General features: G+C 65.7%; 22 protein-coding genes and 1 riboswitch. Of the genes, 16 read left to right on the top strand and 6 right to left on the bottom strand.

Annotation, left to right across the window (positions count from 1 at the left end):
• Positions 1 to 15 precede the first annotated feature (15 nt).
• From MSKU9_RS12535 to MSKU9_RS12525, 3 genes are all read right to left on the bottom strand, one after another.
• A complete protein-coding gene (locus MSKU9_RS12535) occupies positions 16 to 444 on the bottom strand; it encodes a hypothetical protein (RefSeq protein WP_141261748.1) in 429 nt (142 codons plus the stop codon).
• A gap of 198 nt (positions 445 to 642) precedes the next feature.
• Positions 643 to 1,734 carry a branched-chain amino acid aminotransferase gene (locus MSKU9_RS12530; protein WP_141261747.1) on the bottom strand — a complete coding sequence of 364 codons (1,092 nt, stop codon included), beginning with the start codon at positions 1,732 to 1,734 and terminating at the stop codon, positions 643 to 645.
• Positions 1,735 to 1,875: 141 nt separating this feature from the next.
• Positions 1,876 to 2,739 carry a nitroreductase family protein gene (locus MSKU9_RS12525; RefSeq protein WP_141261746.1) on the bottom strand — a complete coding sequence of 288 codons (864 nt, stop codon included), beginning with the start codon at positions 2,737 to 2,739 and terminating at the stop codon, positions 1,876 to 1,878.
• Positions 2,740 to 3,069: 330 nt separating this feature from the next.
• On the opposite strand from MSKU9_RS12525, the gene acuI reads away from it, so the two are divergent.
• Positions 3,070 to 4,050, top strand: coding sequence for an acrylyl-CoA reductase (NADPH) (acuI, locus tag MSKU9_RS12520; RefSeq protein WP_141261745.1), 981 nt, complete (start codon positions 3,070 to 3,072; stop codon positions 4,048 to 4,050).
• Positions 4,051 to 4,225: 175 nt separating this feature from the next.
• On the opposite strand, the gene MSKU9_RS12515 is transcribed toward acuI, so the two are convergent.
• Positions 4,226 to 4,450 carry a CbtB domain-containing protein gene (locus MSKU9_RS12515; RefSeq protein ID WP_025439714.1) on the bottom strand — a complete coding sequence of 75 codons (225 nt, stop codon included), beginning with the start codon at positions 4,448 to 4,450 and terminating at the stop codon, positions 4,226 to 4,228.
• A gap of 169 nt (positions 4,451 to 4,619) precedes the next feature.
• On the opposite strand from MSKU9_RS12515, the gene MSKU9_RS12510 reads away from it, so the two are divergent.
• The 8 genes from MSKU9_RS12510 (at position 4,620) to cobJ (ending at position 13,830) form a co-directional block, all read left to right on the top strand.
• Entirely contained in the window at positions 4,620 to 5,150 is a 531-nt protein-coding gene (locus MSKU9_RS12510; RefSeq protein WP_141261744.1) for a histidine phosphatase family protein, read from the top strand.
• 53 nt (positions 5,151 to 5,203) lie between these two features.
• A riboswitch (cobalamin riboswitch) is annotated at positions 5,204 to 5,447 on the top strand.
• A 157-nt stretch (positions 5,448 to 5,604) separates the two neighbouring features.
• Positions 5,605 to 6,003, top strand: a complete 399-nt coding sequence (locus tag MSKU9_RS12505; protein ID WP_141261743.1) for a DUF1636 domain-containing protein — start codon at positions 5,605 to 5,607, stop codon at positions 6,001 to 6,003.
• A 5-nt stretch (positions 6,004 to 6,008) separates the two neighbouring features.
• Positions 6,009 to 7,061: a cobalamin biosynthesis protein CobW gene (gene cobW / locus MSKU9_RS12500; RefSeq protein WP_141261742.1), complete on the top strand. Its 1,053-nt coding sequence runs from the start codon at positions 6,009 to 6,011 to the stop codon at positions 7,059 to 7,061.
• Positions 7,062 to 7,092: 31 nt separating this feature from the next.
• Positions 7,093 to 10,464, top strand: coding sequence for a cobaltochelatase subunit CobN (cobN, locus tag MSKU9_RS12495; protein ID WP_141261741.1), 3,372 nt, complete (start codon positions 7,093 to 7,095; stop codon positions 10,462 to 10,464).
• On the top strand, positions 10,461 to 11,678 hold the full coding sequence (gene cobG / locus MSKU9_RS12490; RefSeq protein WP_141261740.1) for a precorrin-3B synthase: 1,218 nt from the start codon (positions 10,461 to 10,463) through the stop codon (positions 11,676 to 11,678). Before cobN ends, cobG begins: the two co-directional genes overlap by 4 nt.
• Before the next feature lie 6 nt (positions 11,679 to 11,684).
• The gene (locus tag MSKU9_RS12485) at positions 11,685 to 12,326 is read left to right on the top strand and encodes a precorrin-8X methylmutase (RefSeq protein ID WP_141261739.1); all 642 of its coding nucleotides are present in this window, start codon (positions 11,685 to 11,687) and stop codon (positions 12,324 to 12,326) included.
• A complete protein-coding gene (locus MSKU9_RS12480) occupies positions 12,323 to 13,060 on the top strand; it encodes a precorrin-2 C(20)-methyltransferase (protein WP_141261738.1) in 738 nt (245 codons plus the stop codon). The genes MSKU9_RS12485 and MSKU9_RS12480 overlap by 4 nt, the downstream gene beginning before the upstream one ends.
• Positions 13,057 to 13,830: a precorrin-3B C(17)-methyltransferase gene (cobJ, locus tag MSKU9_RS12475; RefSeq protein ID WP_141261737.1), complete on the top strand. Its 774-nt coding sequence runs from the start codon at positions 13,057 to 13,059 to the stop codon at positions 13,828 to 13,830. The genes MSKU9_RS12480 and cobJ overlap by 4 nt, the downstream gene beginning before the upstream one ends.
• Here cobJ and MSKU9_RS12470 read toward each other — a convergent pair.
• On the bottom strand, positions 13,794 to 14,564 hold the full coding sequence (locus tag MSKU9_RS12470; protein WP_141261736.1) for a cobalt-precorrin-6A reductase: 771 nt from the start codon (positions 14,562 to 14,564) through the stop codon (positions 13,794 to 13,796). The genes cobJ and MSKU9_RS12470 overlap by 37 nt on opposite strands.
• Before the next feature lie 32 nt (positions 14,565 to 14,596).
• Here MSKU9_RS12470 and cbiE point away from each other — a divergent pair, with 32 nt between their 5' ends.
• Genes cbiE through cobM form a run of 3 tightly spaced genes read left to right on the top strand, consistent with a single transcriptional unit; the run spans position 14,597 to position 16,964 of the window.
• Entirely contained in the window at positions 14,597 to 15,844 is a 1,248-nt protein-coding gene (gene cbiE, locus MSKU9_RS12465; RefSeq protein WP_141261735.1) for a precorrin-6y C5,15-methyltransferase (decarboxylating) subunit CbiE, read from the top strand.
• Positions 15,841 to 16,215 (top strand): cobalamin biosynthesis protein, encoded by a 375-nt coding sequence (locus MSKU9_RS12460; RefSeq protein WP_141261734.1) that lies wholly within the window; start codon positions 15,841 to 15,843, stop codon positions 16,213 to 16,215. The genes cbiE and MSKU9_RS12460 overlap by 4 nt, the downstream gene beginning before the upstream one ends.
• The gene (gene cobM, locus MSKU9_RS12455) at positions 16,212 to 16,964 is read left to right on the top strand and encodes a precorrin-4 C(11)-methyltransferase (protein ID WP_141261733.1); all 753 of its coding nucleotides are present in this window, start codon (positions 16,212 to 16,214) and stop codon (positions 16,962 to 16,964) included. Before MSKU9_RS12460 ends, cobM begins: the two co-directional genes overlap by 4 nt.
• A gap of 211 nt (positions 16,965 to 17,175) precedes the next feature.
• Here the strand turns inward: cobM and MSKU9_RS12450 are convergent, their stop codons facing one another.
• The gene (locus MSKU9_RS12450) at positions 17,176 to 18,261 is read right to left on the bottom strand and encodes a cobalt-precorrin-5B (C(1))-methyltransferase (RefSeq protein ID WP_141261732.1); all 1,086 of its coding nucleotides are present in this window, start codon (positions 18,259 to 18,261) and stop codon (positions 17,176 to 17,178) included.
• Positions 18,262 to 18,332: 71 nt separating this feature from the next.
• On the opposite strand from MSKU9_RS12450, the gene MSKU9_RS12445 reads away from it, so the two are divergent.
• The 4 genes from MSKU9_RS12445 (at position 18,333) to MSKU9_RS12430 (ending at position 22,131) form a co-directional block, all read left to right on the top strand.
• Positions 18,333 to 19,721: a cobyrinate a,c-diamide synthase gene (locus MSKU9_RS12445; protein WP_227002490.1), complete on the top strand. Its 1,389-nt coding sequence runs from the start codon at positions 18,333 to 18,335 to the stop codon at positions 19,719 to 19,721.
• 69 nt (positions 19,722 to 19,790) lie between these two features.
• A complete protein-coding gene (locus tag MSKU9_RS12440; RefSeq protein ID WP_141261731.1) occupies positions 19,791 to 20,039 on the top strand; it encodes a FeoA family protein in 249 nt (82 codons plus the stop codon).
• The gene (feoB, locus tag MSKU9_RS12435) at positions 20,036 to 21,871 is read left to right on the top strand and encodes a ferrous iron transport protein B (protein ID WP_141261730.1); all 1,836 of its coding nucleotides are present in this window, start codon (positions 20,036 to 20,038) and stop codon (positions 21,869 to 21,871) included. The genes MSKU9_RS12440 and feoB overlap by 4 nt, the downstream gene beginning before the upstream one ends.
• On the top strand, positions 21,871 to 22,131 hold the full coding sequence (locus tag MSKU9_RS12430) for a DUF6587 family protein (protein WP_141261729.1): 261 nt from the start codon (positions 21,871 to 21,873) through the stop codon (positions 22,129 to 22,131). The genes feoB and MSKU9_RS12430 overlap by 1 nt, the downstream gene beginning before the upstream one ends.
• Positions 22,132 to 22,240 lie beyond the last annotated feature (109 nt).

Raw genomic sequence — 22,240 nt, 5'->3', positions numbered from 1 at the left:
TTTTTAAACAAGCCATTACCGGGAAATGGTAACGCAATCCGCATCGGATGCAGGCGTTTCGGCCACCCTGATTTCCGCCACGACACTGCCTGCCGCACGACGGATCATGAGGAACGGGCCCGACCAGGAACCGGCGATATGCCACTCCCCCTCGATCTCGCTGCCATCCGCGTTCAGCGTACCCCTGTACAGCACGGCATGCTGGCGCACGCCGTCCTCATACATTTTCGTAAAACGTACCTGCGTACTGGTCCGCTCTCCCCGCACCATGGCAATGAAACATTGCCCGGCATTCGCACCCGACGTGGCACGTTCCGTCACCGTGCCACCCACATGGCTACCGGCCTCGAACAGCGATGCAGAGAAAAACTCCGGTGTCAGCGTGTGGGGATAACTGAACTGCCCATCCCACTGCCCTGTTACATCCAGCACTTTCCCAGTCATCAGACCTGTTTCTTTTCCTAAAAAATACCAAAAGTTTTCGGGTGCCGCCTTTTTTTACAAGGCAGCGTTCTTTTTTGAAGCTTGTCCATCTGGATACAGACGGGGCGGAACATGCCGCAACCGCATGAGCCGGCCCCTGTATATGATAACCATCAGTCATGGCCGGGCGTGCAGGACACCCCGGCCATGACCGGAAAATCAGATAATCTTTTCCACCCAGCCATGGGTATCGGGCGCCGTGCCGCGCTGGATGCCAATCAGGGCATTACGCAGCTTTTCGGTCACGGGGCCAATGCCCTTGCCATCGCCGATCACCACTTCGCCCTTGTGGCTGCGGAAACGCCCGATGGGGGACACCACCGCCGCCGTGCCACAGGCGAACACTTCCTTCAGGCGACCGGACGCGGCATCGGCATAAAGCTGGTCGATGGCATAGGGTTCCTCACGCACGGCCAGACCCATTTCACGCGCCAGCGTCAGCAGCGAATCGCGCGTGATGCCACGCAGGATCGTGCCGGTCAGCGGCGGGGTGCCGACGGAACCGTCATCGAACACGAAAAACACGTTCATGCCGCCCATTTCCTCAATCCAGCGACGCTCCACCGCATCAAGGAACAGGACCTGCGCACAGCCATGGCCCTTGGCTTCCTGCTGCGCCAGAAGGCTTGCTGCGTAGTTGCCGCCGCACTTGGCTTCCCCCGTGCCGCCGGGGGCGGCGCGACAGAAATCGGACACCCACACGCTGACCGCTTCCGCACCGAAATAGGCGCCCACGGGCGAGGCGATGACCATGAACATGTATTCCGACGCGGGTTTCACACCAAGGAATGTCTCGCTCGCGATCATATAGGGACGGATATACAGGCTTTCATCGGGATTGCCGGGCACCCATGCGTGATCCACGCGCACCAGCTGGCGCACCGCCTCGACAAACACTTCGTCAGGCAGATCCGCCATTGCCAGGCGTTCGGCCGACTTGCGGAAGCGCGCTGCATTGGCATAGGGGCGGAACAGGGTAATGCCGCCTTCGGCCGTGCGGTAGGCCTTCATCCCCTCGAAAATTTCCTGCGCATAGTGCAGCACGGCCGCCGCCGGGTTCAGCGAAATCGGTGCATAGGGCTGTACGCGGGCATCATGCCACCCCCTGCCTTCCACATAACGGATAACGACCATGTTGTCGGTAAAGACACGCCCGAAACCGGGATTGGCCAGAATTTCCGCCCGCCGCTGCGGCGAAACCGGTGAGGTGCTGGGGGAAAGCGTAAAGGGAAGGGAAGTGGCGCAGTCCATAGCCGTTGTTTCTCTCTCATCATGGCGCTGGCGCGATACACAGGGCGCGCCCCTGCCCGCCAACAGACGCGGGCAACGTAGCAGAAGTTCACCAGAACATTGTGCCGGTCAACCCCGACGCATGCGCATGACCCCTGCTTTTCATGCCTCGCCCAGCATGAAACCAAGGACCCGCAGTGCCTGTGGCAGATGTTCGCGACCGTGCAGCGCCTTCACATCACCCAACCGCGCCATAACGCTTTCGCTCCATCCCCGCGCGGGTTGCCCCTGTGCCGCGCGCGCGGCGGCAAGACGTTCATCATACGCGGCAATGGTGGCGCGGTCACTGGCGGCATCAGGATCATACCGCTCGGAATGCAGGACGGCATGCTGCGGCAGGCGGGTGCGGATGGCAGTTGGCTTCTTGCGGTCGGGGTAGCCAACACTCATGCCGAATACCGCAAACGTGCGCGCTGGCAGGCCCAGTTCCGCGGCGATGGCTTCGGGCTGGTTGCGCACCGCCCCCACATACACGATTCCCAGACCGTAGGATTCGAACGTGGCCGCTGCATTCTGCGCGGCGAAAGCAGTATCCATCACCGCGCCCAGGAAGGTATCCAGACAGTCCACCCCCGGTAATGTGCGGCCCTCCGCCTGGCCCACATGCTCCAGCCGCGACAGGTCGGCAATCCACGCCAGGAACAGTGGCGCCTGTGCGATGAAATCCTGGTCCCCCGCGATCTTCGCCAGCCGGGCGCGGCGGCCAGCGTCACGCACGGCGATCACGCTCCATGCCTGCAGGTTGCATGATGTCGAGGCCGACTGCGCCGCCGCCACCGCCGCTTCCACTACGCCATCGGGAAGTATCGCTGGGCTGAAGGCGCGAACGGAACGATGGGTCATGAGGCTGCGCGCCACCGGGCTTTCCGGCAGGGGGCTGGGCGGCGGCCGGGTGCCATACCGCGCCTGCCACAGCGCATTCATGGAAGACAGGGCGGGAAAGGAAGAAACTGTGACGTCGGACATCGGCATGCCTCCTGCCTGTGCAATAATGGCTGAAAAAGCAGCACACCACACCGTCCCCCCGGCGGGAAGCGTGGGAAGGTCACACCAGACCTGCACTTTTTCATGTCAGCGCACATGCCGCGGCCAGATGACATGCGCGACATGAGTCCCGGCTGATCGCCATTGTAAAATCATTTTGTATAATCAACGGTTTTTCTGAACACGCTGCTTCACGATCATGCGAAATCACGTAGTTGCACATAGGAAGATAGACCTAAATCGGGCATGAAAACTGCATTGAACGCGGTTCAGCGTTCCATTTTTCCTTCATCATCACGGAAGACTGCCAGCATGTTCGACGCCCTCATGATCAGCCGCGCGGATGGCGTGGTCACGACCCGGCTGGAGCAGGTCGATCCCACGCGCCTGCCCGAAGGCGACGTAACGGTGGAAATCGACCATTCCAGCCTGAACTACAAGGACGCGCTGGCCATGACCCGTGGCGCGCCGGTGGTGCGGCAGTTTCCCATGATCCCGGGCATCGACCTGGCAGGACGCGTGCTGCATTCCGATGATCCGGTCCACCGCCCGGGCGACCGGGTGCTGGCCACCGGCTGGGGACTGGGGGAACGGCACTGGGGCGGGCTTGCCCGCATGGCGCGCCTGCCGGGGCGGTGGCTGCTGCCACAGCCTGCCGGGCTGACCGCACGGCAGGCCATGGGAATCGGCACGGCGGGCTTTACCGCCATGCTGTGTGTCATGGCCCTGGAGGACGGCGGCCTGACCCCTGCCAGCGGCCCCGTTATCGTCAATGGCGCAGGCGGCGGCGTGGGGGGCATGGCCATCATGCTGCTGGCGCAGCTGGGGTATCAGGTGGCGGCGGTAACCGGGCGGCCACAGCTCCATGCCTACCTGACCGGGCTGGGTGCAGCGGAGGTGCTGCCACGCGATACACTCAGCCCCACGGGCAAGGCACTGGAAACCGCACGCTGGGCGGGGGGAATCGACGTGGTGGGGGGGGAGACACTGGCCGCCATGTGCGCTTCCATCCAGCACGGTGGCACGGTGGCGGCCTGCGGACTGGCGGGCGGACTGACGCTGCCGCTGACAGTGGCGCCTTTCATCCTGCGCGGCATACGCCTGCAGGGAATCGATAGCGTGATGTGCCCGCGCCCACGCCGCATGACCGCATGGACGCGCCTTGCGCGCGATATCGATCCCGTGCGCCTGGAAAACATGCTGCATGACGCCCCCCTGGCTGATGCCATCGGCATCGCGCCGCGCATCCTTGCCGGTCACATCCGGGGACGGACTGTCATCAACATGGGCTGATCAGCATACCTGGCGGGAAAAATGGAATTTGCGGGCGCAGCGTTTTTTACAAAGGCAGCATTTCCTGATCCGGTTTCAGGAAACAGCCCCTCGAACACACCCAATAAAAAACGGCATACCCGCCGGGGCATGCCGTCCTTCATTCACCGTCGCGCCGTATCGGCACGCAGGCCGTTCAGTGACAGGGGAAACCCAGCAGATGGCGGCCATCATGTACGAATTCATGCACGTAATGTCCGGAAATGAGGGAAGTCGCACCCTGCTCGGCGCCCACGAAATAGATCAGCAGCGACGCCAGAACCAGCCCGAACACACCCCACGGCAGCAGGTCGCGAACCGGGATGGAAACCTGCGGCGCAGCGATGGCGGCGCTGGACAGAACGGATGTATCTTGGCTCATACTGGTAACTCCATGGATCTCGTGCGACCCGGAGCAGCATGCAGGGGACGCACCATGTCAGGCCGCCCTTCCCATAACCGGATCTGGGTCCATGTTTTCAAAATTGACGTGGAAGGTCAATCATTCCCTTGCATATCCCACCCCTTCCCCACACGCAGGGCCGCATGGCATGAACCAGACCCTGACCTGTATTGCACTGCCTGCCCCCGACTGCGTGCGCCATGGCATTTTTCCACTGCATGACGAGACATGCCCGCTACCCGCCGGCCTTGCGCGACATGTCGAGGACGCCGAACAGATCCTGCTGCCCCCCACCATGCCAGCCCCAGACACACGCAACACCTTGTCCGAACCAGCCCTGCGCGCCCCGGATATGGGCGCATGGCAGGGACAGTCACTAAAAGACCTGCCTGCCGCCGCTCTTGCGCGCTGGGTTGCCGATACCGGTTTCGCCCCGCCGGGTGGGGAAAGCCGGGCTGCACACCTGCAGCGCGTGACGCGGTGGCTTGAAGCCCTGCCATCTGCGCCCGCACGCATGGCAGTGCTGGCCGATGCCACGGTTGTACGGGCCATCGTGGTGGCCGCCCTTGGCGGCACAGCGGCAATGCTGGTCCGTCTGGATATCGCCCCCCTGACCCGGACGCACCTGACGCGCCATACGGCATGGCGCGTGGCCGTCAGTGGCGCACCACTGCCATGACCGCATGACATGCGCGACGGCCCCGGTTTTTTTGACAGCGCCGGGACCGATCGTCTAAATCCGCCAGTGATGGTCCCCCTGTTGGGGGAGAATAGGGAAGACGGTGCGCCATACCGGCAATTCCGTCGCTGCCCCCGCAACTGTAGGTGGCTGTTTCCCGGCCTGGTCCGCCCATTGCGGGCCAGCATGCGCCACTGGTTCCCGTGATCGGGACCGGGAAGGCCGCCGGGATCGAGGACGCTGACCCCAGCACCCTCCGCCACAAGCCAGGAGACCTGCCATCATGTCCGTCCGCAGGCGGACAAACAGGACCGAGATTCAATCGCATGGCCGGCGGGGTGCCCGGCACGCGACAGGCCACCGCCCTGCCCGTACGCAGGTCGCAGGGCCATGACCGTGCACCCCGCCCACCGCTGCCCGTGCGCAGCAACGCCGCGAAAGGGCACGGACCATCATGAGCATTCCCGCATCACCCGATCCCATGGAGGCTGGCCCCGTTCACCTGCATGTCTGCGTGACGTGCCGCCATGGCCTGCCCGCGTCCGACAACCCGCCGGGGCGCCAGTTGCATGACGCCATGCATGTACTGGCATCAGGCAACCCGCAGGTCGTCGTGCATGAAGTCAGTTGCCTCGCCGCCTGTAACGATGGCTGCACTGCCGTGGTGGCCATGCCGGGAAAATGGGGCTGGCTGCTGGCCAACCTTGGCCCGGAAAAGGCCGCTGACCTCATGACCTATGTCGCCGCTTACGGCGCTTCACGCAGCGGTACCGTCATGCCGTCCCGCCGCCCTGCCAGCCTGTCGGACATGGTACGCGGCCGTTTTCCTGCCACCCTTTTTCCTGGAGCCTGATCGCCATGACCCCATCCAACACGGCCCGCGCCAAGGTGCCCGTTACCGTCATCACCGGTTTTCTGGGGGCAGGCAAGACCACACTGCTGCGCCATGTCCTGGCCAATGCGAAAGGCCGGCGCATCGCCATAGTGGTCAACGAATTCGGCACGCTGGGCATTGATGGCGACACGCTGCGCGCGTGTGGCGTGGAAGGATGCCGGGACGAGGACATTGTGGAACTGACCAATGGCTGCCTGTGCTGCACGGTGGCCGACGACTTCCTGCCCACCATGGAAGCCCTGCTGGACCGTGAAGCAGCCCCCGACCATATCGTGATCGAGACATCAGGACTGGCGCTGCCCAAGCCGCTGCTCAAGGCGTTTGGCTGGCCCACCATCCGCACCCGCATGACGGTCGATGGTGTGGTCACGGTCGTGGACGGCCCCGCCGTGGCTGCCGGCCGCTTTGCCGATGACCCGGCGGAAGTCGCCCGCCAGCAGGCGGCCGACCCGTCGCTGGACCACGACAATCCACTGGCGGAAGTGTACGAAGACCAGTTGCTGTCCGCCGACCTTGTGATGCTGAACAAGACCGACCTCATGACCCCGGCACAGGCCGATGCGGTGGAAGCCTCCATCCGCGCCGAGATCCCGCGCGTGGTGAAAGTGGTGCGTGCGACCGATGGACAGGTGGACCCTGCCATCCTGCTGGGCCTTGACGCTGCGGCGGAAGACGACCTTGACGCCCGCCCGTCACACCACGATGCCGAAGGCGGCGAGCACGAGCATGATGATTTTGAAAGCTTCGTCGCCTCCATTCCTGAACAGGACAGCGTAGAAGGCTTCATTGCCCGTCTGAAAACGCTGGCCGAACAGCATGACATCCTGCGCATGAAGGGCTACGCCACCGTGCGCGGCAAGGCGATGCGCCTTGCGGTGCAGGGCGTTGGCAGCCGTTTCCGCCACCAGTTCGACCGCGCCCTGTCCCCTGACGCGCCGCGCACGGGCAGCCTTGTGGTCATTGGACAGAAGGGCATGGATCAGTCCGCCATTACCGCTGCCCTGGCGCAGGGCTAGACGGCAGGCCAGCGGAAAACGGGGCGCCACCATGCACCTGCTTGCACGTGAAGTCCGCACGCTGGAGGACGGCGAACAGGCTGAAGACCTGGGGCACGCCCCGGCGGATATCGTGTTCCTGTCCTTTTCGGACAGTGACCTTCTGTGCCTGAACGCAGCCCACGCGGCGCAGGATGCGCCGAGTGCAACCCTGCGCATGGCCACGCTGTCGCGCCTGCTGCACCCCATGTCGATCGACCTGTACGTGGCCGACACGATCATGGAATCGCGCTGCGTGGTGGTCCGGCTGCTCGGCGGCGTGGAATACTGGCGCTACGGGGCGGAAGAACTGTCCCGTGCCTGCCGGCAGGCCGGAATTCCGCTGGCCTTCGTGGCGGGTGACGGGCGCGATGACCCCCGCCTTACCAATCTTTCCACCGTGCCGGAAGCCATGCGCGCCCGCCTTGATGCGCTACTGCGCACCGGGGGGATGGCCAATATGGAAGCCGCCCTGCGGCTTATGGCGCATCTGGCCGGACGTGGACCGGATGATGGTGCCACCCCCGTCCCCCTGCCACCTGCCGAATTACTGCACGCAGCCGACCCGGCCCTGCCGCTGCGGGCCATGGTGGTGTTCTACCGCGCGCACCTGCTGGCGGGGGATATCGCGCCCATCACGCAGCTTGCAGCCCGCCTTGCACGCCGCGGCATGGGGGCGGACCTTGTTTATGTCACGTCGCTCAAGAACCCCGATTCCGCCCGCCTCGTAGCCGCGCGGCTGGCGCAGGCCCCACCGGATGTCATCATAAACGCCACCTTCTTTTCCGCCCGCACGGGAGAAGACGGCAGTTCCCCGCTGGACCTTGCGGGCGTGCCAGTGCTGCAGGTACACCAGCCGGGCATTCCCCATACCGTATGGCGCGACAGCGTACGCGGACTGTCGCAGGCCGACCTGGCGATGCAGGTGGTGCTGCCCGAACTGGATGGCCGCATTCCCGCCTGCCCCATTTCCTTCAAGGAAGAAACTGCTCCCGGCCTGCCAGCACGGCATGAACCCTATCCCGATGGCATAGATCTGACCTGCGCGCGCGCGGTGGGCTGGGCGCGGCTGGGACATGAACCGCCCGCCACGCGACGGGTCGGGATCATCCTGTCCGACTACCCCGGCGCGCAGGGCGCGCCCACGGGGCAGGCGGCGCATGCCGTGGGGCTGGACAGTTTCGCAAGCCTTGAACATATCCTGCGCCTGCTGCGCAATGCCGGTTACGATACGGGCGATAGCGCCCTGCCCACGGCGGATACACTGGCCCGCATGCTGGCGCGTGCCCCGGCACGGCCCTTCGTTTCCGTCGCCACCTATCGCCAGTGGCTGACAGCGCTGCCTGCAGCACTTCAGGACGCGCTGGCCGCCTGCTGGGGCACGCCAGAGGATGATCCCACCGTAATGGATGGCCGGTTCCACCTGCGCCATGTCCACGTGGGGCATATCCTCATGGCGTTGCAGCCCGATCGCGGGGCCACGACCGACCGGCACGGGGGGTACCACGATCCCGATACGCCCCCCCGGCATGCCTATGTCGCGTTCTATCTGTGGCTGCGCCATGAATGCGGGCTGGACGCCATGGTGCATCTGGGCACGCATGGCACGCTGGAATGGCTGCCCGGCAAGGCGGCGGCCCCTTCGGCCATGTGCTGGCCATCGGTGCTGGTGGGGGGAATGCCGGTCATCTATCCCTTCATCGTCAACAACCCCGGCGAAGCTGCGGCATCCCGGCGCAGGCTGGGGGCGGTTACGATCGGTCACATGACCCCCCCCATTGTGCCCGTTGGAACAGCGGGGGCCGATACGGGCGACCTTGAACGCCTGATTGACGAATATGCCGCAGCGGACGGACTGGACCGCAGGCGGGGCGCAATCCTGCGCGGGGAAATCCTGCAACGCGCGGACAGTCTCGGGCTGCTGAACGAATCCGGCGTAACCCGCACGGATGACGAGGACGAAGCCCTCGCGCGGCTCGATGCCTATCTATGTGATGTCAAGGACCTGCAGATCCGCGACGGACTGCACATATTCGGCAGCACGCCGCCGCGCGCGCCAGAACTGGTGCAGGCCATTGCACGCTCATGCGGCGGAGTGGGAACAGACGCCATCACCACCCGGCTGCTGGCCTGTGGTGCGGCGGAAAGCAGGGCACTGCTGGCGGCCCTTGACGGGCGGTCTGTCGCGGCGGGACCTGCGGGCGCGCCCACGCGTGGCCGGGCCGACGTGCTGCCCACGGGGCGCAACCTGTACGCCATGGACCCGCGCGCCATTCCCACCCGATCCGCCATGGTGCTGGCGCAGCGTACGGCGACGCTGCTGCTGGAAGGGCACCTGCAGGATCAGGGCGAACCGCTGCGCAGCCTTGTCATCGACCTGTGGGGATCGGCCAGCCTGCGCACGGGGGGCGAGGACCTGGCCCTTGCGTTGCTGCTGATGGGGGTACGCCCGATATGGGATGGCGTATCGGGACGGGTGACAGGGATCGAGATCATCCCGATGGCCGAACTTGATCGCCCGCGCGTGGATGTGACGCTGCGCCTGTCAGGGCTGTTCCGTGATGCCTTTCCGGGACAGATCGCCCTGTTTGAACAGGCGGTGCAGGCTGTTGCCGCACGCGGCTTCGAATCCCCCGACCTCAACCCGCTGGCAGCGCAGGCAATGGGACTGGAGGGAACTGCGTTACAGACCGCGACCGCGCGCATGTTTGGCGCGGCACCGGGCAGTTACGGCACGGGAGTGGAAGACCCGCTGGCGCGTGGTGCGTGGACGACGCGGGACGATCTGGGTCAGGCATGGCTGGATGGGTCGGCGTGGACCTATGGCGGCGAGCGGGAGGGACAGCGCCAGCCTGACGCACTGGCCGCCCGCATGGCGGGGGCCGCAGTCGTGCTGCATGTGCAGGACAATGCCGAAACCGACATTCTGGAAAGTGCCGACATGGCCACCCATGAAGGCGGCATGGCAGCAGCGGCCGGCATGCTGGGCAATGCGCCACGCCTGCTGCATGGCGATACTTCCCGCCCCGATGTGCCGCGCCTGCGCGCGACCGCACAGGAAGTGGCCCGCGTCACACGCGGGCGGCTGGCCAATCCGGCATGGCTGGCAGGCATGCGCCGCCACGGCTACCGGGGCGCTGCCGAAATTGCACGCGGGGTGGAGGCGCTGCATGGTTTTGCCGCAACCGTACCCGCACGTTTTGACCGGCAGTTCGACCTGACCTTCCGCGCTCTGCTGGACGATGCGGAAATGGACGCTTTCCTGCGCCACGCCAACCCCGATGCCCATGCTGCCATCCGCCGCCTGCTGGCCGATGCCCTGCGCCGGGAACTGTGGCAACCGCGCAGCAATTCCGCGGCCATGCTGCTGGATCCACAGTCGTGACCACGGCACCAAGCGTACGCGGCTGGTGCCCTGGCCTGCATACCCCGATGGAAGCCGCCGATGGCTGGCTGGTCCGCGTGCGGCCCCCGCTTGGCCGCCTGTCCGGGACGCAGGCCCGACAGGTCGCACATGCGGCCACAACTTATGGCAATGGGCTGATTGAACTGACCAGCCGGGGCAACCTGCAACTGCGCGGCCTGACACCCGACAGCGCACGCGCCTTTGCCCGTGACATGCATACGGCAGGACTGGGCAGCAATGATGCCGCGACCGAAGCCCGGCGTGGCCTGCTGCTGTCGCCACTGGCGGGAATCGACCCTGATGCCGCACCCGATGCACCGGATGTGATCCGCGCGCTGGATGCCGCCCTTGCTGGTGCCGATACGCTGCGCGGCCTGCCCGCCAAATTCGTGATTGCGGTGGAATGCGGTGGGCATATCCCGGCGGGCACGCTGCGGGCGGATATCGTTGCCCGCGCCACGGATGCCGGATGGATGGTGGTCTGTGGCGATCGCGCACTGGCCTGCACCGGGGCAGATATTCCACGCACTGTCGTGGCTGTGGCGCACGCGCTGGCGGCGACGCAACCCGCCACGCGTCCCCTGCGCGATCCTGCCCTGGGCCGGACCGCCTTTGCACGAATCGGAATGGGGGATGCCACAACAGCCCCCTCCGACCATCCGCACCCCCCCGCGCTGGCTGGTCCCCTGCCCGGTCATGCCATGGGTGTCGTGCTGCCGCCCGGCCCCATTACGGCGGCCATGCTGGAAGACATTGCGCGATGGTGCGACGGACATGGCAACGGCCATATGCGCATCGCCCCATGGCATGCGATCGTGCTGGAACAGTGTGACGCACGGCCCTCCCTGCCCGGCCTGATTGCGCAGGCTTCGGACCCGCGCCTGCGCATATGGGCGTGCATCGGCACGCGGGGCTGCGCCTGTGCCGCGCGCGACGTCATTGCCGATGCAGACGCGCTGGCTCCCGACCTGCCGTCAGGCGTCAGCCTGCATGTATCAGGATGCGCCAAGGGATGCGCCCATCCGGCCCCTGCCGACATCACGCTGGTAGCGGGGCCGGACGGCTACGGGCTGTGCCCGCATGGCCGGGCGGACAATACGCCTGTGGACATCGGGCTTTCACTGGCACAGATACATCCGATCGTGCGGGGCTGGTCCCCGGCACCAACCGACGCCACCCCACGGGAGAACTGAACCGGCATGACCCCGCAGACGGAACCGTACGACTACATTCATGAGGGAGCGGCGATCTATGCCCGTTCCTTTGCCATCATCCGCGCCGAAGCCGACCTGAGCGGACTGAGCCAGGCCGAAGCCCGCGTGGTCGTACGCATCATCCACGCCTGCGGCATGGTGGATGTGGTGAAATCCATCCGCATGTCCCCCGATTTTGTAAGCAGCGCGCGCGCCGCCCTGCTGGCGGGAAAGCCTATACTGTGTGACGCCAACATGGTCGCCCACGGCGTGACCCGTACGCGCCTTCCCGCCGAAAACCCGGTCATCTGCACGCTGCGCGACCCGCGCACACCGGGCATTGCGCAGGAAATCGGCAATACCCGCTCGGCCGCGGCAATGGACCTGTGGGGCGACCAGCTTGATGGCGCGGTGGTGGCCATTGGCAACGCGCCAACCGCGCTGTTCCACCTGCTGGAAATGATCCGTGCGGGCGCGCCCCGGCCCGCTGCGGTCATTGGCATGCCGGTCGGTTTTGTCGGGGCCGCGGAATCCAAGGAAGCACTGGCGGAATTTGGCGACCTGCCGTTCATTATCGTACGTGGGCGACTGGGCGGCAGCGCCATGGCGGCGGCTACTGTCAACGCGCTGGCGAGTGAAGCGGAATGAGCGCCAGTCCTGCTACGGGCCGTCTGTCCATTCTGGGAATGGGGCCGGGCGACCCGGAACTTATGACCGTAAAAGCCGCGCGCGTGCTGCGTGAAAGCCCGGTGGTGGCATGGTTCTGTCGCCATGACCGCCCCGGCCATGCCCGCCAGATTGCGGGCGACATGCTGCCCGAACAGGCCGAGACCATGCGCTTTGCCTATCCCTTCACCACTGAAATCTCTGTCAGCGACCCGACCTATCTCGTGCGCATGGCGGCTTTTTACGACGAATGCGCCGCACACATCGCAACCCGCCTGCAGAACGGGCAGGACGTTGCCCTGCTGTGTGAAGGGGACCCGTTCCTGTTCGGATCGGCCATGTATGTGTTTGACCGGCTGCACGAACGCTTTGCCTGCACGGTCGTGCCTGGCATTACGGCCATGGCCGGGTGCTGGTCGGCGGCACGTCAGCCGATGGTACATGGCGATGACGTGCTGTGCGTCATTCCCGGCACGCTGGATGAGGCGGAACTGACCAGATGGCTGGAACGGGCGGAGGCCGCAGTCATCATGAAGCTGGGCCGCAACCTTGAAAAGGTGCGCACCGCCCTGCGCCATGCGGGCCGCGAAACGCGTGCGATCTATGTCGAACGCGCGACCCAGCCGCAGCAGCGCTGGATGAAGCTGACCGACATGACGGGACCGGCCCCGTATTTTTCCATCATCCTTGTCCCGGGACGGGAGGACGCGCGATGACGCAGGCGGCAGGGCGCATCTTCATCGTGGGTCTTGGCCCCGGCGCGCCGGAACAGATGACACCGCAGGCACGTGCCGCACTGGCGCAGGCGACCGACCTGATCGGCTATGCACCCTATGTCGCGCGGGTCGAGGCCGGGCCGGAAGTCGTGCGCCATGCATCCGACAATCGCGTGGAACTGGACCGCGCGCGCCATGCCGCTGAACTGGCGCTGGCAGGACGGAGTGTTGCGGTCGTATCCGGTGGGGATGCAGGCGTATTCGGCATGGCCAGCGCAGTGTTCGAGGCCATAGACCATGGCCCCGCCGCGTGGCGGGGGGTGGATGTCACGGTCATTCCCGGCGTTTCCGCCGTGCTGGCGGCTGCCGCCCGGCTGGGCGCGCCGCTGGGGGGGGATTTCTGTGTCATTTCCCTGTCAGACAACCTCAAGCCACGTGCGGTCGTGCATCGCAGGCTGGCGGCAGCTGCGGGTGCGGGGCTGGTCATTGCGCTGTATAATCCGCGATCGAAAGCCCGGCCCGACCAGTTGGGCGAGGCGCTGGACCTGCTGCGCACCATCCTGCCCGGTGATGTGCCGGTGGCCTTCGCCCGCGCCATTGGCCGCCCGGACGAACGGGTGATCCTGACCGATATTGCCCATGCCGATCCCGAACAGGTGGACATGAGCACGCTGGTGCTGATCGGCTGCCCATTGACCCATGTGATCGACCGCGCGGATGGCGGGAAGTGGCTTTATACCTCCCGCCGGGTGGAGGAGTCGTGCGTATAAAGGCGCTCCAGCCATGCCATGGCTTCCTCCGCATCAGCCACGGTGGGGGCGGGCGCCACAGCAGGCCGGTCCACCATGATGACCGGCAGGCCCAGCGCGCGGGCCGCCACCAGCTTGGCATGGGTGGCGGTGCCACCGGAATTCTTGGTGACGATCACATCAATCCGTTCATCGCGCAGCAGGGCCTCCTCCGCCGCGACATCAAAGGGACCGCGCGCCTGCAATACCCGCGCGCCGGGCGGCAGCAGGGATGCATCCGGCCGGTCCACGCTGCGCAGCAGCCAGTCATGCGCCCCCGCATGATGGAAGGGCAGCAGGTCCTTGCGCCCCACCGTCAGCAGCACACGGCGTGGCGTGGTCCCCAGCGCGCGGGCGGCGGCCTGCATGCTGGCCACCCGTATCCAGTGGTCCCCTTCAACCGGCGTCCAGCCGGGGCGTTCGACGCGCAGCAGCGCGACACCGGCCCGCGTACACGCCTGCACGGCGTTGCCACTCATGCGCACGGCAAAGGGATGGGTAGCATCAATAACCGCGTCGACCAGGTGCGCCAGCAGCCAGTCATACAGGCCATCCACACCGCCAAACCCGCCAATCCTGACCGCCAGCCGGGGCAGGACCGGCGCGCGCGTGGCCCCGGCGAGGGAGACCGTGACAGCAAAACGCGCCCCCGCCTGTTCCAGCAGTCCATAAAGCGCGCGGGCCTCAGTCGTGCCACCCAGAACCAGAACCCGCATCTTTTTCCTCTTGCATTCAGCGGGGCACGCGCATGACCACCCCATGGCTGCATGTTATCGGCATTGGCGAAGACGGTGTCGAGGGGCTGCCGCCCGCGTCCCGCACCCTGATCGCGGGGGCGGGGCTGGTGGTTGGTGGCGCACGCCACCTTGCCCTTGCGGCATCGGTGATAACCGGGCGCACGCTGGCATGGCCGCATCCCTTTGCCGATGGCATCGACCGGATTCTGGCCCATCGGGGGCAGGCAGTCTGTGTGCTGGCGTCGGGCGACCCGTTCCTGTTTGGGGTCGGGACCACGCTGCGCCGTCATGTACCGATGGGTGAAATGATCTGTTATCCAGCCCCGTCCTGCGTGGCGCTGGCATGCAATCTGCTGGGCTGGGCGGAACAGGACATAAACGTGCTGTCCCTGTGCGGTCGCCCGATGGAAACCGTGGCCCCTGCCCTGCAGCCGGGCGCACGGCTGGTGGTGCTGTCAGCGGATGAAGACAGCCCGGTCCGGTTTGCACGCTGGCTGCATGAACGTGGCTTCGGGCCATCCACCCTGCACGTGCTGGGCGCACTTGGCGGGACAGGCCAGACACACCACACCGCAACAGCAGCCGAGATGGCAACAGATGCGCCCCGGTTGCCCCGGCTGAACCTGATGGCGCTGGACATCGTGGCCACGCGTGATGCGCTGGTCATCCCGCTGTCCTGCGGGCTGCCTGATGAACTGTTTTCCCATGACGGGCAGATCACCAAGCGCGAGATCCGTGCCGCGACCCTGTCTGCCCTTGCTCCACGACGGGGCCAGGTCCTGTGGGACATTGGCGGGGGATCGGGGTCCATCAGCATTGAATGGATGCTGCGCCACCCCGCCAACCGGGCCGTCGCCATTGAAAAAGCAGCCGATCGCCGGGCACGTATCGCCCATAACGCCCTGAACCTTGGCGTACCTGCGCTGCATGTCGTGGCGGGGGAAGCGCCTGCTGTCCTGCCCACGCTTGCAACCGGTGGCCTGCCGCCCCCCGATGCCATCTTCATTGGCGGCGGCATAAGCAATCCCGGCATGCTTGATGCCGCATGGCATGCCCTGCGCCCCGGTGGGCGACTGGTCGCCAACGCCGTGACGCTGGAAAGCGAGGCAACCGTCATCGCTGCCCATGCCCGCTGGGGTGGTACGCTGACGCGCATGCAGGTGGAACGGCTGGAGACCATCGGGCGCTTCCACAGCTTCCGTCCCGGCATGACCGTAACCAGCTATGCCGTCACCCGCACGCAGGATACGCCTGCATGATTGTCGCGGGACTTGGCCTGCGCAGCGGATGTGCGGCGGATGTGATCCTTGGGCTGCTGCGCGAAGCCCATGAACGCTGCGGCATGCGGCCCGACCTTGTGGCCGTGCCCGCCTTCCGCTACCGCGAAGCCGGGTTGCGGACAGCACTCGCCCGACTGGGCCTGATGCTGCGCGCGGTGGCACCCGATGAACTGGCCGCCGCCCAGCCGCGCTGCGTCACCCGATCCGCCCGCGCGCTGGCGACGCTGGGGGCAGCTTCAGTGGCGGAAGGCTGCGCGCTGGCGGCGGCGGGGCCACACTCACGACTGATCGTGCCGCGCCTGACCGGCACCCACGCAACATGTGCCATGGCACAGGGAGAGGATGCATGACCGTACACTTCATTGGCGCAGGCCCGGGGGCTGCCGACCTGCTGACCCTGCGCGGGCGCGACCTGCTGGCGAAATGCCCGGTCTGCCTGTACGCAGGCTCCATCGTACCGGTTGAAATGCTGGAACACTGCCCGTCAGATGCACGGCTGGTGGATACGGCCCCCCTGACGCTGGACCTGATCGAAGCGGAATACGTCAGGGCGCATGCGGCAGGACAGGATATTGCCCGCCTGCATTCGGGCGACCTGTCGGTCTACAGCGCCGTGGCCGAGCAGATCCGCCGCCTGGACCGCCACAACATTCCATGGACCATGACGCCAGGCGTGCCCGCTTTTGCCGCCGCCGCCTCCGTGCTGGGGCGTGAACTGACAGTGCCCGAAGTGGCGCAGAGCGTGGTGCTGACCCGCGTCAGCGGTCGGGCATCGGCCATGCCGGAGCGTGAAAAGCTGGCGGCTTTCGGCGCGACAGGGGCGACGCTTGCCATCCATCTGGCCATTCATGTGCTGGACCGGATCGTGGAGCAGTTGACGCCGTTTTATGGCGCGGACTGTCCTGTCGCCATCGTGGCGCGGGCGACATGGCCCGACCAATTGGTACTACGCGGCACGCTGGGCGATATCTGCCACAAACTGGCGGAAAACCCGATCGAACGCACGGCGCTGGTGCTGGTTGGCCGGGCGCTGGGCACGCATGATTTCCGTGAAAGCGCGCTGTATAACGCCGATTACCACCGCCGTTTCCGGTCCTGAATCGTGCAGGGACTGTCTGCACAATAATAAAAATCCGGTTTGTGACCACGACGAAAGGTGGGCGGAAAGACCGGAAGAGTGCGCAGGGAAAAATAAAAACCTGAAAGCGACAAAAGTGTCTGGTGAAGCTTTTTCCAAAAAGCCTCGAAGAACGCCGCCTTTCTGAAAAGGACGGTACCCAAAAACTTTTAATTTTTATCAAGGCATTATTCTAAACCCGACAGGGGCCATGCCGTGCCACAAACTGGCCTGCGCGGTCAAACAGCAGCACATCCAGCATACAGTCGCTGCCTGCCAGAACACCCTGCGCACGTGCCCATGCCTCACGCGCCACCGCCGGACCAAGAGGAAACCCCGCCTGCTGTGCCTGCGCGAAGGCGGCGGCGACGGAATGGGCCTGTGCAATGGCCGCCACCAGCGCGTCGGGGGCGTCCATATCCCGCGCCAGATCGGCCAGACGGGCCATATCGGCCTGTCCCCGGCGGGAATGCAGGTCCAGAAAGCCCTGCGCCAGCTTGGTCATTTTCGCAACACCACCGCCAATGGTCACACGACCCACGGGATGGCGGCGCAGGTATTTCAGCAGGCCACCGGCAAAGTCCCCCATTTCCAGCATGGCTTCCTCCGGCAGACCATACAGCGCCCGCGTGGCCCGTTCCGACACGTCACCCGTGCAGCCCGCCACATGGGGCAGGCGCAGCGCGCGCGCCACGTCCACGCCGCGATGGATGCTGTCGATCCATGCGGCACAGGAAAACGGTACGACAATGCCCGTCGTACCCAGAATGGACAGCCCCCCCACGATCCCGAGACGGCCATTGAGCGTATGCCGCGCCATATCCCGCCCCCCGGCAATGGACACCGTGACCACCACATCCGGCTCCCGCCCCGCCGCGTCACGCAGGGCGGCGCGGATCATGCGACGGGGCACGGGATTGATCGCAGGCTCACCCGGCGGGATGGGCAGGCCGGGCAGGGTCACGGTCCCCACGCCATCGCCTGCCTGAAATACTACGCCGCTGCCCGGTGGCCCACGGCGCACATCCACGCGCACATGCGCACCGTGGGTTACGTCCGGGTCGTCGCCCGCGTCCTTCACCACCGCCGCCCATGCGCCATCCCCTTCATGCCCATGGGCGGCCAGCGCGAACGCCACATGCTGCCCACCGGGCAGTGTTATGATCACCGGATCGGGGAATTCGCCCCCACAAAGCCCGTTCCACGCGGCACGGGCGGCGGCGGTGGCGCAACTGCCTGTGGTCCATCCCCGGCGCAGGCTGGTATGGGTACGCTCCATCTGGGTGATCTTCTTTCCCTACGGGGGTAAAAGGTGGCTCCGTTCACCACGGTCTAGCAGGAACGCACACGATGACACGAGGGCTGATGATAGCCGCACCCCGATCAGGCGGCGGCAAGACCACGCTGACGCTGGCCCTGCTGGCCGCCCTGCGCCGCAGGGGCGTTGCGGTACGCGGGGCCAAGACCGGGCCGGACTATATCGACCCCGCCTTTCATGAAGCACTGACCGGACTGTCCAGCCTCAATCTGGATAGCTGGGCCATGCCACCCGAATTGCTGGATGATGTCATGGCACAGGCCTGCTCGGACTGCGAAATACTGGTGACCGAGGCCTCCATGGGGCTGTTTGACGGGCTTATGGAGCCACGGGGCGCACGGGGCGCGCCTGCGGACATCGCCGCGCGTTCTGGACTGCCGGTCGTGCTGGTGCTGGATATTTCGGGACAGGGCCAGTCAGCGGCAGCAACCGCGCTGGGTTTTGCCACGCTGGACCCCACGGTCCGGATCGCAGGTGTCATCCTGAACCGTGTTGGCTCCCCCCGCCATGCCGCGATGGCGACGCAGGCTATTACCGCCACGGGCATACCGGTGCTGGGCGCATTCGGCCGCGATACGCAGCTACAGATGCCCGAGCGCCATCTGGGGCTGGTGCAGGCGCGTGAGCATGGCGGGTTGGACGAACTGGCGGCCCGGCTGGCAACACAGGCGGAACGCGACCTTGACCTGGACGCCATACTGGCCTGCGCCCGGGCGCCGCGCATCGATCCCGTGGCATCCACCGCCATCGCCCTGCCTCCACCGGGGCAGCGGATCGCGGTGGCGAATGATGCGGCCTTTTCCTTCCTGTACGCACATGTGGTGGCGGGCTGGCGCCGGGCGGGGGCCGAAATCCGGTCCTTTTCCCCCCTCAATGACGAAGGCCCGTCTGAAGGCTGCGATGCCTGCTGGCTGCCCGGTGGCTATCCCGAACTGCATGCGGGACGGCTGGCGGCGGCAGGGCATTTCCGCCATGCGCTGGCGCGCTTCGCGCAGACCCGACCGGTGCATGGGGAATGCGGCGGCTTCATGGTGCTGGGGGAAAGCCTGACGGACAAGGCGGGTGTGACGCACCGCATGACCGGCCTGCTGGGGCATGCCACTTCCTTTGCCAGACGCCGCATGAACCTTGGCTACCGCAGCGCCACCCTGCGCCATGACTGCGCCATCGGCCGGACGGGGACGGTCCTGCGCGGGCATGAATTCCATTACGCCACCGTGACCAGCCCGGGTCATGATACGCCGCTGGCGGACATGCATGACGGATATGGCGAACCACGCGGCACGGCTGGCGGGCAGCGCGGATTGGTATCGGGCACGTTTTTCCATGTGCTGTCCACGCTGCCCGCAATGCAGGCGGGCACTATATGCGCCACAGACATACCCGTACCCGGCACGGCGCAGGTATCGGAACAAACATGATGGACAACATTACCACCAGTATTTAATAATAATTATCACTTACTTCTATTGTCCGGATAATATCGCCTTATGCGACTGAGTGACCTGCCACGCGGAACCGACGCCGTGATTGACAGCGTTGATGACCACGGCAGCATCGACCCCGTAGCCCAGAGACTGCGTGAACTTGGCTTCGTGCCGGGTGAGGCAGTGCGCGTCGTCGCGACCGCACCCATGGGTGGCGACCCGCTGGCGGTGCGCATCGGCTTCACGCGCTTTGCCCTGCGCCGCACGGAAGCGGACCGCGTGAACGTCCATCCGGCAGGGGCACAGGCATGACCCCCCTCAACATTGCACTGGTCGGCAACCCGAACTGCGGCAAGACGGCGCTGTTCAACCTGCTGACCGGCAGCAGGCAGAAAGTAGCCAACTATGCCGGCGCCACGGTGGAGCGCAAGGAAGGCTGGTTCACCACGCCCGCGGGCCATACCGTGCGGCTGCTGGACCTGCCCGGTGCGTACAGCCTGAACGCCACCAGCCCCGATGAGGCCGTGACCCGCGACGTCTGCGCCGGAACCTACCGGGGGGAGGCCGCACCTGACCTGCTGGTCTGCGTGGCGGATGCGACCAACCTGCGGCTGCACCTGCGTTTCGTGCTGGAAATGCGCAACCTTGGCCGCCCGGTGGTACTGGCGCTGAACATGATTGATGCAGCCCAGCGCGGTGGCATGGAAATCGACCTGCCACGCCTGCAGGCGGAAATCGGTATGCCGGTCGTGCCCACGGTGGGCATCAAACGCGACGGGGCACGCAGCCTGCTGGCGCAGCTTGATGACACGCTGCCGCCAGTGCCCGTCCCCCTGCCCGCGGGCACGGACCTGCATGCGATTGTGCGGCAGATCCTGTCGGACTGCGTTACCCAGTCCACCCCCCTGTCCGACCGGGTGGAAGAACGGCTGGACCGCTGGGTGCTGCACCCGGTGTGGGGGCCGGTCATCCTGATCGTTCTGCTGTTTTTCATGTTCCAGGCGGTGTTTGCGTGGGCGCAGCCACTGATGGACGGTATAGACGCGGGCATGGGCTGGCTGGGACAGCAGGTCGGGCGGTTGCTGCCCGATGGCGTGCTGCGCAGCCTGATCGTGGATGGCGTGATTGCGGGTGCGGGCAGCGTGGTGACATTCCTGCCGCAGATCCTGATCCTGTTCGCATGGATACTGGCGCTGGAGGAATCGGGCTATCTGCCACGCGCGGCATTCCTGCTGGACCGGCTCATGTCATTCGCGGGCCTGAGCGGGCGTTCCTTCATCCCGCTGCTGTCCAGCTTCGCCTGCGCCGTGCCCGGTGTCATGGCCACACGCACGATCCAGAACCCGCGCGACCGGCTGGTGACCATCCTGATCGCACCGCTCATGACCTGCTCCGCCCGGCTGCCGGTCTATACGCTGCTGATCGGGGCGTTCATTCCCCATCGCAACATCGCCGGGTTCCTGAACCTGCAGGGACTTGTCCTGTTCGGGCTGTACGCGCTGGGCATCATTTCCGCCGTGGTGGTGGCGCGCGTGCTGCGCTGGCGCGACCCCGACCGGCAGGAAGCCACCCTGCTTATGGAACTGCCCGCCTACCGGCTGCCCAACCCGCGTGACCTTGCGCTGGGGCTGTGGGAACGTGCGCGCATATTCCTCATGCGCGTGGGCACGACCATTGTCTCGCTCACGGTGCTGCTATGGGGGCTGTCCAGCTTTCCCGCCCCACCGCCGGGCGCACCGGGACCGGCCATTGACTGGAGCCTTGCGGGACGGATCGGCCACCTGATGATGCCGGTCTTCGCGCCGCTGGGCTTCAACTGGCAGATCTGCGTGGCCCTGATCCCCGGCCTTGCCGCGCGTGAAGTCGCGGTGGGCGCACTGGCCACGGTCTATTCCCTTGGTTCCGGCACGGATACCGATCAGGCCGCAGCCCAGCTTGGGCAGATGCTGCCCACGCACTGGAGCATGGCCACCGCGCTGTCGCTGCTGGCATGGTATGTCTATGCGCCGCAATGCGTCGCGACCCTTGCGGTCATCCGGCGCGAAACCGCGTCTTGGCGGGTGGTGGCGCTGGCGGCGGGATACCTGTTCGCCCTGGCCTATGCAGCGGCGTTCCTGACCTACCATATCGCACGAATGTTCTGATGCACCCTGCAACACTGCTCCAGACGCTGCTGGCCTGCGGGCTGGTGCTGGCCTGTGCGCTGTACTGGGCGGGACGGCTGTTTCCCGCGCTGGCGCAAAAGGGCTGGCGGCAGGCAGCTACCGTATTGCGGCAGGTCCATGCCCCGACCGCCCTGATCCGTTATGCCACACGGCATGCAACCCCACGCACCGGCCGGGGCTGCGGCGGATGTTCGGGCTGCAGTGGTGATCGCAGCACGCCCGATAAACCGTTCAGGTAAAGACACATATTTTAAATAAATGACGTGATGGATCAGCGCGGCGGGATGCTGTATATAGACCGTCCTGTTTTTGTCATAATTATGTCTAATGGTTCCATTTTATATAAAT

Origin of the sequence: Komagataeibacter diospyri (genome assembly GCF_006538165.1) — a bacterium.
Classification (GTDB): Bacteria; Pseudomonadota; Alphaproteobacteria; order Acetobacterales; family Acetobacteraceae; genus Komagataeibacter; species Komagataeibacter diospyri.
Note: the sequence above shows the minus strand (reverse complement) of the source record. Positions and strands in the feature narration are given on the sequence as shown.